The organism is Aeromonas sp. Marseille-Q7275, assembly GCF_965119515.1.
The window spans coordinates 15,664-27,936 of sequence record NZ_CBCPLW010000004.1; the positions used below are offsets into that span (position 1 = coordinate 15,664).

Sequence of the window (12,273 nt, forward strand, 5' to 3'; positions counted from 1 at the left end):
ATGCAGTTATTCTCCTCTCTTCGGATCCTGGCGTGGCTGACGCCTTTGTGCTGCCTCTGGGTGCTGGCCTGCGAGGCGGCGCCGGCGACCTCGGCGGAAGTGCGCAGCGAGCTGGTGCGCCAGACAGTGCTCGATATCCTGAGCTACACCCGCTGGCCCAGCGAGCCTGCCAGGTTGCGGCTCTGCGTGGCCGCGCCCACGGAATATGCGGCGTCGCTGCTCACCATCAGCCAGCAGGCCAATGGCCGCCCGGTCGATGTGCATCGCTACGAGGTCGACGACGAGGCGCTGATCCAGCGCTGCGATGTCATCTATCTGGGGGTGCTGGCCCCCGAACAGCGGCTCTCCCTGTTCGAGCGTCTGCGGGGATACGCCATCCTCAGCATCAGCGAGCAGAGCAGCGAGTGCATCGCCGATGCTGTGTTCTGCCTGCAGGCCCGCAAGGAGAGGGTTCGTTTTCGGGTCAACCTGGATGCGCTGGCTCGCAGTGGCGTGCGGGTTCACCCAGCCGTGCTGAAGCTCGCCAGGGCGGATGAGGAGGTGCGATGAGCGCCGGGAGCCACGCCGTCGTCCCGCGGCTCACCCTGCGCCAGAGCCTGGGGCGCACCCACATGATGATCTCCCTGACCGCCGTCTGCATGGCGGGCCTCTTCCTGACCATCACGGCGCTGCTGGCGCTGCGCCTCTATGCGGATCACAACCTCAAGCTGGTGGCGCGGGCCATCAGCTACACCGCGGAAGCGGCCGTGGTGTTCGATGACAAGGATGCGGCCAAGGATGCTCTCGAGGCCATCACCTCCCGGGAGGACGTGGCCAGCGCCAGCATTCTGCTGCCCGGCGGTCAGGTGCTGGCGAGCTGGCGCAGGGACATCACGACCCCCTGGAGCAGTCTGGAGCAACATCTGGCCCGCCAGATCCTGCCGGGACCTGTGGAGCTGCCCATGGTGAGGGAAAACAAGGAGATAGGCCGGGTTCATCTGGTCGGCCATGGGCAATACCTGCTGCGCTTCCTGTTGCAGACCCTGATGGCGACCCTGGTGTGCCTGCTGCTCAGTATCCTGGGGGCGCTCTATGTGGCGCGCCGGATGCAGCGTTCCATCACGGCCCCCCTCAAGGCCCTGACCGAGGTCGCCTACAACGTCAGCCGCCAGCGCGCCCTCAAGCAGCGGGTGCCGGCGGCCAATATCGCCGAGCTGCACGAGCTGGGCGAGGACTTCAATTCACTGCTCGACGAGCTGGAGGCCTGGCAGGCTCACCAGAAGCGCGAGAACGCCACCCTGCTGCACCAGGCAACCCATGATCCCCTCACCGGATTGCCCAACCGGGCGCTGTTCGAGGCGCGGCTGGGGCAGGCCATCCAGGCCGGGCGCACCCGGCAGGAGCGGTTCGCCCTGCTCTATCTGGACTGTGATCGCTTCAAGCAGATCAATGACAACCTGGGCCATGCCATAGGTGACGAGGTGCTCATCGCGCTGGCGCGGCGGGTGCAGCATCAGCTCAGGCCCATGGACCTGGTGTGTCGCCTCGGGGGGGACGAGTTTGTGGTCCTGCTCTCTCCGGTGCATCAGGGGAGTGAGGTGCAGGAGGTCGTGATGCGGATCCAGCAGGCGATGAGCACCCCGGTGGTCTTGAGCGATGGTCGTCATTTGGGGGTCGGCATCAGCGTTGGCTCCGCCCTCTACCCCGAGCAGGGGGAGACGGCGGATGCCCTGGTGCAGGCCGCCGACGGCGCCATGTATGAATCCAAACGACAACGCAGGGAGGGATCCGGAGACCATAAGACAACCACTTGAAATTGATATGAAAAATAATGAAAGGACAAGAATGATGACGTTTTTCAACCTGATGAGAGCAGGCCTGTTCGCACTCTTGCTCGGTGGGCTGGCGGCTTGTCAGAGCGCCCCCCAGGGTCTCACCGAGGCGCAGATCGCCGCACTCAAGGAGCAGGGGTTTCACCTGACCGACGAGGGCTGGACCCTGGATATCTCCAACAAGGTGCTCTTTGCCAACAACGTGGGGGCCCTCAATCCCGGCACCCGCCAGGTGGTGGAAGCCTTGGGCAGGGCCCTGATTGAGGTGGGTCTGAACCGGGCCCGGGTAGACGGTCACACCGACTCCAACGGCGAGGCGGCCTACAACCAGCAGCTCTCGTTGAAACGGGCCCAGTCCGTGGCCGAGGTGCTGGCGTCTGTGGGCATGCCCGCAGCCAACCTGGACATCCGTGGACGCGGTGAAGAGGCGCCCATCGCCGATAACGGCACCGCCGCCGGGCGGGCGGAGAACCGCCGGGTCGCCATCATCATAGACAACGGCTGATCTGCCCAGCCAGCGTCAGCGCCCTGATCCCGCCGCCGGGATCCCTCCTCTGGCCTGACCGCGTGTGTGCCACCACTCTCCCGCCGGAGAGTGGCTCTCTTCCTGCCACGCCTCCTGCATGATCCCGCTTTGCATGCTCTCTCGCGTCCAAGCAGAGGGATAAGATGACACCCTCTCAATGTCCCTGACTTGATCCAGCACAACACCAAGCTCAACTGATATTAGTTATCATTTGCATTATTTCCAGACGGTAACCTGCCAGTGATGACACCACAATTCACCCCGACCATGACGGGGCTCGCCACCCCGGATCCCCTGAAATTCGCCTTTGGCGCCAAGACCTCGGCCCATGCCAGCCGGGGCGGCGCAGCCCCCCTGACGCTGGACGACGCCGGCTGGCAAGCCTGGTGGCAACGGCCGAGCGAGGCCCAGGAGCGGGCGCTCTATATTCATGTTCCCTTCTGCCGCAAGCGCTGCAGCTTCTGCAACTTCTTCGAAAACGGCGCCAACCCGGCGCGCATGAGCCACTATATGGCGGCCCTGTGCGACCAGCTGAGCCGGGCGGCTAAGACGCCGTTCGCACAGAGCGAGCCCTTCTCGGCCGTCTACGTGGGGGGCGGCACCCCGACCGACATGGCGGCGGCGGATCTGGAGCGACTGGCCAGGGCCATTCGCGCCTTCCCCCTCACCCCGGATGCGGAGCTGACCCTGGAGGGGCGGCTCAACGGCTTCGATGACGAGAAGTGGCAGACGGCCCTGGCGGGGGGCTTCAACCGCTTCTCGTTCGGGGTGCAGAGCTTCAACACAGCTGTGCGCCAGCAGGCGGCCCGTTTCGACGACAGGGAGACACTGCTCGCCCGGCTGGGGGAGCTGACCCGGGATGACGCCGCCGTTATTGTGGCGGATCTCATCTTCGGCCTGCCGGGGCAGGATGAGGCCCTGTGGCGCCAGGACATCGCGGATGTGATGGCCAGCGGCGTGCACGGGGTGGATCTCTACCAGCTCATCCCCATGCAGGGCACCAATCTGGAGCGGGCGCAGGAGAAGGGCCGGCTCGGCTGGTCCGCCGATGGCCAGCAGCGGGCGGCCATGTATGCCTATGGCGCCCACACCCTGGAGCAGGGGGGCTGGCAGCGGCTCTCCTGCAGTCACTGGCGACGAGGCGAGGCCGAGCAGAGCCGCTACAACCAGATGGCCAAACGCGGCGCCGAGATCCTCCCCTTCGGTGCGGGGGCGGGGGGCAACATCCATGGCCACGGCCTCATGTATGGCCGGGATCTGGCAGCCTGGCACGAGGCGCTGGCGGCCGGTCAGCGTGCCCCCGGCATGGTGATGAGATCCAATCCCAGCGCGTCCATGGACGGCCTGCTGCGCGGTGGTCTCGATACCGGCTGGCTTGCCCTCGGGCGCTTGCCGTCTCCCTTGCGGGCCCATCTGTTGCCGCTCTTTGAACGCTGGCAACAGCATGGCCTGGCCGAGCTGACCGGGGAGACACTGGCGCTGACCCTGGCGGGGCGCTTCTGGAACGTCAATCTGCAGGCGGGTCTGTTCGAGTATCTGCAGTCAAATCCCCTGGGAGGGGAGGCGGCAACCCCCGCCGCTCATCCGGGCGGGGCCCGGCATCACTCGCGGGGGTAGCGGGTAGGGGCAAGAGAAGGAGGAAACCAAAGGGGGCCGCTTGATGGCCCCCTTTCGTTATTGGTTGTTCACGTCCTCCACCCGCACCCGCAGCGCGCCCTCTGCGAGCGTGGTGACCAGTTGCTGGCCCGGGCTCACCTGGGCGGCGCGGCTGATGACCTCGCCACTGGGGGTGCGGGTGATGGAGTAACCCCGTCCCAGGGTGGCCAGCGGGCTTATCCCGTCGAGGCGCGCACTCAGCATGGCGAGGCGGTGGGCGGCGAGATCCTGGCGCTTGTTCATCAGGGTATGGAGCCGCTCTTGTGCCAGCTGGTGGCGACGCTTGCCGGCGGCCAGCAGCGTTGAAGGGCTCCTCGCCTGCAGCCGCAGTTCGAGGTTCGCGAGGCGCCGCTCCCCCTGATGCAGGCGCAGATTGAGCAGTTGCTGCAGGCGGCCGGAGAGCTCGTCCAGACGCTGGGACTGCTGCTCCAGCCGGCGCTTGGGATCCTGATGGTCGAGCCGTTTTTGCAGCAGCACGAAGTCGTGGCGGGCGGCGGTCTGGCGCCGGGAGATGGCCTGCACCAGGCGCTGCTTGAGGTGCACCAGACGCTGGGCGCGGGCGCTCCTGTCCGGTGCCACCAGCTCGGCGGCGGCGGAGGGGGTGGGGGCGCGCAGATCGGCGGCGAAGTCGCTGATGGTGACGTCCACCTCGTGGCCCACGGCGCTCACCACCGGGATGGCGGAGTGGGCAATGGCGCGGGCCACCGCCTCCTCGTTGAAGCACCAGAGATCTTCGAGCGATCCGCCGCCGCGCCCGACGATGAGCACATCCACCTCGGCGCGGCGGTTGGCCAGGGCAATGGCGGAGACGATCTGGCCGATGGCGGCGCTGCCCTGCACCTGGGTCGGGTAGATGAAGACCGGGAGATCCGGGGCGCGGCGCCCCAGCACCGTCAACATGTCGTGCAGGGCGGCGCCGGTGGCCGAGGTGACCAGCCCCACGGCGCGCGGCTCGCGGGGGAGCGGACGCTTGCGTCCCTCGTCGAACAGCCCCTCGGCGCCGAGGCGGCGCTTGAGCTCCTCGAAGCGCAGGGCCAGCATGCCGTCCCCGGCGGGCTGCATGGATTCGATGATGAGCTGGTAGTCGCCGCGGGGCTCATAGAGGGAGACCCGCGCCTGCACCAGCACCTGCATGCCGTCTTGCGGCCGGAACGGCACCCGGCGGTTGTTGCCCTTGAACATGGCGCAGCGCACCTGGGCCGAGAGGTCCTTCAAGGAGAAGTACCAGTGGCCGGAGCTTGGCATCGCCAGGTTGGAGAGCTCGCCGGTCAGCCACACCAGCCCCAGATCCTGCTCCAGTATCATGCGCACGGCGCTGTTGAGGCGGGTGACGGTGAAGATCTGCTGTTGCCTGCTCTGGCTGGATTCGTCGAGGTGGTTCAAGGCTGGCCCTGCTGCTGTGTCCGCCGGGGCGGGGAGAAAACGATGGGGCACATCTTACCCCAGTTCAGCCCATCCGCCGAGTCCGTGTCTGTGGCAGCAGCGGCTGGCGCCAGTTTGCCTATGCCATCTGCCGAGCCATGAGGCCCGGCAGATGACGCTCAGCCTAGGCTTGCGCCTTGGCCGGTTTGGCGGTCTTGCTCGGGCTCACCACCAGCCAGACCGCGAGACAGACGATGGCGCCGCCCGCCACGAAGCCGCCGGTGAGGGTCTCGCCGAGCACCAGATAGCCCCACAGTATGCCGAATGGGGGGATGAGGAAGGTGACAGTGAGCGATCGCAGGGGGCCGATATCGGCGATCAGCCTGAAGTAGATCAGATAGGCGAGGGCGGTGCAGATGAAGCCGACCGCCAGCACGCTGGCCCAGACCCCAGGCTGGGCCCAGTCGACGGCGGGGCCTGTCGCCAGGGTGTAGCCGAAGAAGGGGAGCAGGAAGAGGCAGGCACCGAGCTGGCTGCCAAAGGCCACCAGCTTGGCGTCCAGGCCCCCCCGCTCGCTGATCCAGCGCCGGGTGAGGAAGCCGGCGCAGCCATAGCAGGCGGTGGCGATGAGGCAGGCCAGCACCCCGATGGCCAGCTGACCGCTCAGGTCGACCTCCCCCGTGGTGGTGATGAGGGCTATGCCCATCAGCCCCAGCATGACCCCGGCCCACTTGCGCAAGGTCAGCGTCTCGTGGAAGAAGGAGAAGCCGATGAGGGCCCCCATCAGGGGCGTGGTGGCGTTGAGGATGGCGGAATAACCGGCGGGCAGCCAGAGCGCGGCGATGGCGTACATCAGGAAGGGCACGCCCGAGTTGATGATGCCGAGCACCATGGCAGACTTGAGCTTGCCCTGAAACTGCATGGGGGTGCGCAGCAGCAACAGCATGGCGGCGAGCCCGACCAGGGCGAAGAAGACCCGCAGGAAGGTGGTGTTGACCGAGCCGAAGGCGGGCGCAGCGATGCGCATGAACAGAAAGCTGGCGCCCCAGATGGCCGCCAGCACCAGCAGCCGCACGTAATCCGATGTTCTCATCTTCTCTCCTTGAAATGAGGGGCTTGCGCCCGGGACCCTGAATGCAGAGTCCGCATCATGCGGGGGGTGCCCCTCTCTTGGCAACCGAGGAATGGGGGCAATGAACCAGGCATCATCCGATGCCCGGTGGCACCGGCCGTCCAGTCCCCATCTTGGGGATCCGTCTGCGTGGCTGGCTCATCGAGATCATCTGGCGCTGGCCCCCTGGCCAGCCTCACTCGTTTTCCGGCTGACTGACAAAGGCAATCTTGTGCAGCCCGTGCCGGGAGGCCTCGGCCATGACCTTGGCGATGAGGCCGTACTCGACCCCCTTGTCGATGCGCAGCTGTATTTCGGGGATCTCGGGCTTGGTTTCGCTGGCCTCGCTCATCCGAGTGAGCAGGGTCTGCTCATTGACGGCCTGGTCGTTCCAGTAGATCTTGCCGGCGCCGTCGATGGAGAGCACCACATCTTTTTGCCTGGGTTGATGGACCTGGCTGCTGGCCTCGGGCAGCTCGAGCTTGACCGCGTTGGTGAGCAGGGGGGCCGTGATCATGAAGACGATGAGCAGCACCAGCATGACATCTATCATGGGGATCATGTTGATCTCGGAGAGGGGCTGATCGTCCGAGTCACCGGGGAGTTTGCCAAAGGCCATTACATCTTCCCCTGTCTGGTGCTGTCGACGGCGGCCAGCGGCGTCACCCTGGCGCTGGTCTGTTCGACGCCGGTCACCAACAGGGCGAAGAGGTCATAGGCAAACTCGTCGAGGGCGGCCAGCTTGAGGCGATTGCGCCGCACGAAGAGGTTGTAGACGAGCACTGCCGGCAGGGCGACGGCGAGACCGACGCCGGTCATGATGAGGGCCTCCCCGACCGGGCCTGCCACCTTGTCCAGGCTGCTCTGGCCCGCCGCCCCTATGGCCAGCAAGGCGTGATAGATGCCCCAGACGGTGCCAAAGAGCCCGATGAAGGGGGCCGCCGAGCCGACGGAGGCGAGGAAAGTCAGCCCCTGCTCGAGGCGAAGACGCTCGGCGCTGATGGCCTGGCGCAGGGCGCGCAGCAAGAATTCGTCGGGAGAGCTCAGAGTGAGGGAAGCGGCCCGTCCCTGGGATCGCTCAATCTGGGCAACCGCCGTCAGCGCCGCCCTCGTTATCCTGCCGCAGGCTTCCCGGGGGGGCGTCTGGGCGAGCTGGTTCGCCATCCCCTGCACGCTCTCATGCTGCCAGAACTCACCTAGGAAGCGGGCGTTAAGGCGCTGCTCGCTATGGTCAAGCCAGAGCTTGAGCAGCCCGTAGTAACAGGTGCCGAGCGACATCAGGACCAGCAAGATCAGCGGGACCAGGCCCACCCCAGTGTTTTGGCTGAGCAGATGAGCTATGCCCATGCCGCTTGTTTCGATTTCCGGATTCATGGCTTATGCCCTAACTTGAAAATAATGGTGACCCCGGCCCAGGCTGCGACGGCGTTGTCATTCTGCCTGGCCGGAATGAAACGCCAGCGGCTGACCGTCTTGCGGGCAACCATGTCCAGGCGCCGATGACCGCTGCTGCGCTCTACCTCCACCGACTCCGCCGTGCCCTCTTTGCTGACACGGACCTTCAATACCACCCGTCCCTCTTCTCCCCGTCTGCGTGACTCCGGGGGGTAGGGGGGCTCGGGGTTGTTCAATCTGGCGTCCCGGGCGATGGGGGCGCTGCTGCCCCCGCCTGTCCCGCTCTGGCTCGTCTTGGCCGGGGCACTGTTGCTGCCGCGACTCAAGGGATTGGCCGCGGTCAGCGGTGCGGCTGGGGCCGCCGGTGCCGTCACCGGCTGGGCCTTGGCGACAGGTTTGACCACGGGCGCTGGCGGTGCCTTGGGCACCGGTCTGGGCGCGGGTCTCCTGACCACCGGCTTGAGCTGTTTATGGGAAACGGGCACGGGCGGCTTGACGACCTTCGGCTGCGCCGGGGTGGGCGCGGGCGCTGCCGATCTGCCCGGCGCGTCATGCTGGTTCGACTCCCCGGCCCAGCGGGCAGAGAGGGTAATGGGTTCGGGCGGCGTGACGGGGGCGGGGCGACTGCCTTGCATCAGCCACAGGAGGGCGAGGTGCAAGACAAGGGCGACGCTCAGGCAGGCAAGGTGAACAGCGCCCAATGCCTGCGGGTCGCGGTCGTGGGTCGGCCTCATTGCGCAGGCATCCATCAGCCTGCCTCCTTGCTGGTCGTCATATTCGTACTCAAATGCCCATGGAATTGGCCCCGGATCGGGCCTTGGCGCCCAGCATGCGCCATCGGATAGCCCGCAAACAAGAAACATTATCAATCGCGTTTTAATCGCTCCGTCATCACCCTGGCCCTTCGGGCCTCTGACAAGGGTGTGATAAAGAGGTGGGATGCTAGTGGCAGGCGCCGAGCGTCATCCTGGCCCGCGACCTAAGCAGAAATGAAAGCGCTATCAATCACATACAGCCAATGGCGAGGTCGACGCCGGTCACATTTTGCGCGTGTTGGCCATGAGTCGGTCACTCGGGACCCTAGACTGGTCGGGCTCATCCGAAGGCGGGCCTGTAGCGGATGGGGGAATGCCTGGGCACACAGGCGTCACACACAAAACAATGAAAATAAAGGACTATCAATGGCTAGATGGATACTCGCGGCCGGATTGTTGGGAACCCTGATCACGGCGCCGAGCACGGCGGCGGAGTGGTTCTTCCGGGGCACCGCGAATGGATGGGCGGCGACCGCCATGGTGTCGACCGATGGGGTCAACTTTGACACCTGTCAGCGCTTCCAGAGCGGAGACGCCAGCGGCGGCCCGCGCTTTAAAATCGACCGCTACGGCAACTGGCAGCAGAGCTACCCGAGCGCCGACTACGCGGTCACTGCCAATACCTCCTATCAGATCCGCATCCATGCCGGCACCCAGGCCATCACCACCACGGCGGTGGCGAGTTGCGAGGGGGCGGGGTTTGCCAGCACGCTGCCGCAGCTCAAGGTGCGCGGCACCTTCAATGGCTGGGCCAGTTTGCCCATGACGCTGGTGGCGGATCACCTGTGGCAGGCCGACGCCTACATGGATGGCAAGGCGAGCCAGCGGCTCAAGTTCGATCAGGCGGGGGACTGGGCCGTCAACTTCGGTGACAGCAACGGCGATGGGGTGCTGGAGCGCAGCGGCGGCGACATCCTCTGGAGCGGCACCGGCAATGTGCGCTTCCAGGTCAACGACCAGACCCAGGCCTACAGCATCACGGCGTTCGGGGACGACAACCAGCCCCCCATCGCTGTCATCACCCCGGGGGGCATCCTGAATGTCGCTGTGGGGGATACCGTGACCTTGAGCGGCAGCGACTCCACGGATCCCGACGGCCAGATAGCGAGCTATCTCTGGAGCAGCGGCGAGACCACGGAGAGTATCAGCGTCAACACAGCCCAGGTGGGCACCTTCACCTATGGCCTGACGGTCACCGACGATCAGGGGGCCAAGAGCAGCAGCAGCGTGAGCCTGGTGGTTGCCGCCCCCCAGACCGGCGGCAGCTGGTATTTCCGCGGCACCCCCAACAACTGGGGCCTGACCCCCATGACCAGCGAGGACGGAGTGACCTTCTGTACCGAGCAGGCCTTTGGCAGCAGCAACCCCCGCTTCAAGATTGACCGCAAGGGTGACTGGACCGAGGCCTACCCGGCCCAGGACTACAAGGTGAACGCCAACACCCGTTACCGCATCTGCTTCGATAGCCAGGACAAGACGCTGGAGGTGGCACCGCTCGCTGGCGCCGACAATCAGGCGCCCACCGTGACCGCCACCCCGGCCCCGGGCAATTATGCAGAGGCGCAGTCCATCACCCTGGGAGTGAGCGACGATAACGACAGCGCCCCCAAAGTCCATTTCACCACGGACGGCAGCACCCCCACCACGGCGTCCCCCCTCTACGCCGGCCAGGCCATCCTCGCCAGCGACAAGGGGAGCGGCACCGATCTGGTGATCCGCACCCTCGCCATCGACGCCAGCGGCAATCAAGGGGGGCAGAGCTTCAGCTATCAGATTGGCGAGACCCCGGTGGCGGGCGGCGATTTTCGCGCCGAGAGCATCTACTTCCTGCTGACCGCCCGCTTCTACGATGGGGACGGGAGCAACAACTACTACAATCGGGACCGCTACAAGGCGGGGGATCCTCACTGGCGTGGCGACTTCAAGGGGCTCATCGAGAAGCTCGACTACATCAAGGATCTCGGCTTCACCGCCATCTGGGTGACGCCGCCGGTGGAGAACCGCTCCGGCCTCGACTACCACGGCTATCACGCCTACGACTTCTACCGGGTCGATCCCCGTCTGGAGTCGCCGGGAGCCGGTTATCGCGAGTTCATCCAGGCCGCCCACGCCAAGGGGCTCAAGGTGATACAGGACGTGGTGATCAACCACTCCAGCCAGTACGGCCTGCGCGGCAAGACCTGGATCGATCGCCTGCCGGTCAAGTACTACGTACCGGCGGGGTCGAGCCAGGGACTCATCAACAATGGCCCCTATCAGGGTAATCTCGGGGACTACGCCAGCGCCAACCGCTGTGACGACGACAACCCGGCGGCTCCCGACTGGTACAAGGCCCGCTGCCAGTCCGATCCGGCGGGCACCCAGCCCCTGGTGGACCCCAAGACCGGCGCCACGGTGCCGAGCGCAGGCTACAACCCGAACCGCTTCTTTGGCATCGACGCCCAGACCCTGGATCCCAGCTGGTATCACCTGGACGGCTTCATGTCCGGGGGTGACTGGGAGAGCCCGCTCGCCCTGCAGCGCAAGCACATGGCGGGGGATTGCATCGATCTCGCCACCGGCAACCAGAACGTCAAGGAGTACCTCAACGGCGCCATCCACCAGTACCTCGACATGGGAGTCGATGCCATCCGCATCGATACCTTGAAGCACATAGAGCGGGACGAGCTGCTGACCTATGTCCACGATTGGCAGGCCCACAAGCCGGGGCTGTTCGTGTTTGGCGAGAACCTGGTCAAGGGCACCGGCTGGGGCTCTGAGCTGGCCAACGACACCGCCTCCGCGGTGATCCGCCCCTGGTGGTATACCCGCACCACGGCCAACCCGGCGGATCCCCGCGCAGGGGGCGATTCCGGCCTCTCTGTGCTGGACTTCTCCCTCTTCTCCACCTTCCGTGACAACGTCACCAAGGGGAGCTTTGGCGGGGTGGGGGGGATCTTTGCCATGGACTGGGTCTATGGGGATGCCACCAAGCTCATCACCTTCTTCCAGAACCACGACGTGGGGCCGGACAACGACTTCAAGTACCGCTACGGCGGGGAAGAGGGCAATGCGGCCATGACCTACAACCTGCTCTGGACCGCGCGGGGCATCCCGACCCTCTACTACGGGGAGGAGGTGATGTTCCAGGCCGGCAAGCCTCAGGACATCGACGGGGCCACCATGACGGTGGATCAGACCGGTCGCGCCTACTACGGGGAGGTGCTGGACAACCCGGCCACCCCGAGCCACCCGCTCTATCAGCACATCAAGCGCCTGAACCAGATCCGCAAGGCGGTGCCCGCCCTGCAGAAGGCGCCCATGAGCCAGGTGAACGAGTGGGGGAGCGGCATCAGCTTTGTGCGGGATCTCGGCGCCGAGGGCAGCTACGCCGCCGTGGGCCTCGCGGCCAACGCGGCCCAGCAGATAAGCCTGAGCGGCCTGAAGAACGGCACCTACAGGGACGCGGTGACCGGCGCGAGCCAGAGCGTCAGCAACGGCAGCCTGAGCTTCCTGGTGCCCGCCTACTCGGCGCGGATCTGGGTGCTGAACGGCCCGGGCAAGGTGGGGGCTGACGGCAAATACCTCAAATAAGGAAAACCTGTCACTGTGTGCAGC

General features: G+C 65.8%; 10 protein-coding genes. 5 read left to right on the forward strand and 5 right to left on the reverse strand.

Annotation, left to right across the window (positions count from 1 at the left end):
• From ACWPWQ_RS05370 to hutW, 4 genes are all read left to right on the forward strand, one after another.
• Entirely contained in the window at positions 1-549 is a 549-nt protein-coding gene (locus ACWPWQ_RS05370) for a YfiR family protein (RefSeq protein WP_454009184.1), read from the forward strand.
• Positions 546-1,793, forward strand: coding sequence for a diguanylate cyclase domain-containing protein (locus tag ACWPWQ_RS05375; protein ID WP_454009185.1), 1,248 nt, complete (start codon positions 546-548; stop codon positions 1,791-1,793). The genes ACWPWQ_RS05370 and ACWPWQ_RS05375 overlap by 4 nt, the downstream gene beginning before the upstream one ends.
• A gap of 34 nt (positions 1,794-1,827) precedes the next feature.
• Positions 1,828-2,316 (forward strand): OmpA family protein, encoded by a 489-nt coding sequence (locus tag ACWPWQ_RS05380; protein WP_139437861.1) that lies wholly within the window; start codon positions 1,828-1,830, stop codon positions 2,314-2,316.
• A gap of 264 nt (positions 2,317-2,580) precedes the next feature.
• Complete coding sequence (gene hutW / locus ACWPWQ_RS05385) at positions 2,581-3,954, forward strand: heme anaerobic degradation radical SAM methyltransferase ChuW/HutW (RefSeq protein WP_454009297.1); 1,374 nt, start codon at positions 2,581-2,583, stop codon at positions 3,952-3,954.
• A gap of 57 nt (positions 3,955-4,011) precedes the next feature.
• Here hutW and xseA read toward each other — a convergent pair whose 3' ends face one another.
• From xseA to ACWPWQ_RS05410, 5 genes are all read right to left on the reverse strand, one after another.
• Positions 4,012-5,376, reverse strand: a complete 1,365-nt coding sequence (xseA, locus tag ACWPWQ_RS05390; protein WP_454009186.1) for an exodeoxyribonuclease VII large subunit — start codon at positions 5,374-5,376, stop codon at positions 4,012-4,014.
• 163 nt (positions 5,377-5,539) lie between these two features.
• A complete protein-coding gene (locus tag ACWPWQ_RS05395; protein ID WP_454009187.1) occupies positions 5,540-6,448 on the reverse strand; it encodes a DMT family transporter in 909 nt (302 codons plus the stop codon).
• 214 nt (positions 6,449-6,662) lie between these two features.
• Positions 6,663-7,085, reverse strand: a complete 423-nt coding sequence (locus ACWPWQ_RS05400) for an ExbD/TolR family protein (protein WP_454009188.1) — start codon at positions 7,083-7,085, stop codon at positions 6,663-6,665.
• Positions 7,085-7,840, reverse strand: coding sequence for a MotA/TolQ/ExbB proton channel family protein (locus ACWPWQ_RS05405; RefSeq protein WP_454009189.1), 756 nt, complete (start codon positions 7,838-7,840; stop codon positions 7,085-7,087). Before ACWPWQ_RS05405 ends, ACWPWQ_RS05400 begins: the two co-directional genes overlap by 1 nt.
• Positions 7,837-8,610: an energy transducer TonB gene (locus ACWPWQ_RS05410; protein WP_454009190.1), complete on the reverse strand. Its 774-nt coding sequence runs from the start codon at positions 8,608-8,610 to the stop codon at positions 7,837-7,839. Before ACWPWQ_RS05410 ends, ACWPWQ_RS05405 begins: the two co-directional genes overlap by 4 nt.
• 432 nt (positions 8,611-9,042) lie before the next feature.
• Here ACWPWQ_RS05410 and ACWPWQ_RS05415 point away from each other — a divergent pair, with 432 nt between their 5' ends.
• Positions 9,043-12,249, forward strand: coding sequence for an alpha-amylase family glycosyl hydrolase (locus ACWPWQ_RS05415; protein ID WP_454009191.1), 3,207 nt, complete (start codon positions 9,043-9,045; stop codon positions 12,247-12,249).
• The last annotated feature ends 24 nt before the right edge of the window (positions 12,250-12,273 follow it).

Coding starts and splice junctions, on each gene's coding strand:
- ACWPWQ_RS05415 (WP_454009191.1), top strand. CDS start 9,043: ATGGCTAGATGGATACTCGCGGCCGGATTGTTGGGAACCCTGATCACG.
- ACWPWQ_RS05410 (WP_454009190.1), bottom strand. CDS start 8,610: ATGGATGCCTGCGCAATGAGGCCGACCCACGACCGCGACCCGCAGGCA.
- hutW (WP_454009297.1), top strand. CDS start 2,581: ATGACACCACAATTCACCCCGACCATGACGGGGCTCGCCACCCCGGAT.
- ACWPWQ_RS05395 (WP_454009187.1), bottom strand. CDS start 6,448: ATGAGAACATCGGATTACGTGCGGCTGCTGGTGCTGGCGGCCATCTGG.
- ACWPWQ_RS05400 (WP_454009188.1), bottom strand. CDS start 7,085: ATGGCCTTTGGCAAACTCCCCGGTGACTCGGACGATCAGCCCCTCTCC.
- ACWPWQ_RS05405 (WP_454009189.1), bottom strand. CDS start 7,840: ATGAATCCGGAAATCGAAACAAGCGGCATGGGCATAGCTCATCTGCTC.
- ACWPWQ_RS05370 (WP_454009184.1), top strand. CDS start 1: ATGCAGTTATTCTCCTCTCTTCGGATCCTGGCGTGGCTGACGCCTTTG.
- ACWPWQ_RS05380 (WP_139437861.1), top strand. CDS start 1,828: ATGACGTTTTTCAACCTGATGAGAGCAGGCCTGTTCGCACTCTTGCTC.
- ACWPWQ_RS05375 (WP_454009185.1), top strand. CDS start 546: ATGAGCGCCGGGAGCCACGCCGTCGTCCCGCGGCTCACCCTGCGCCAG.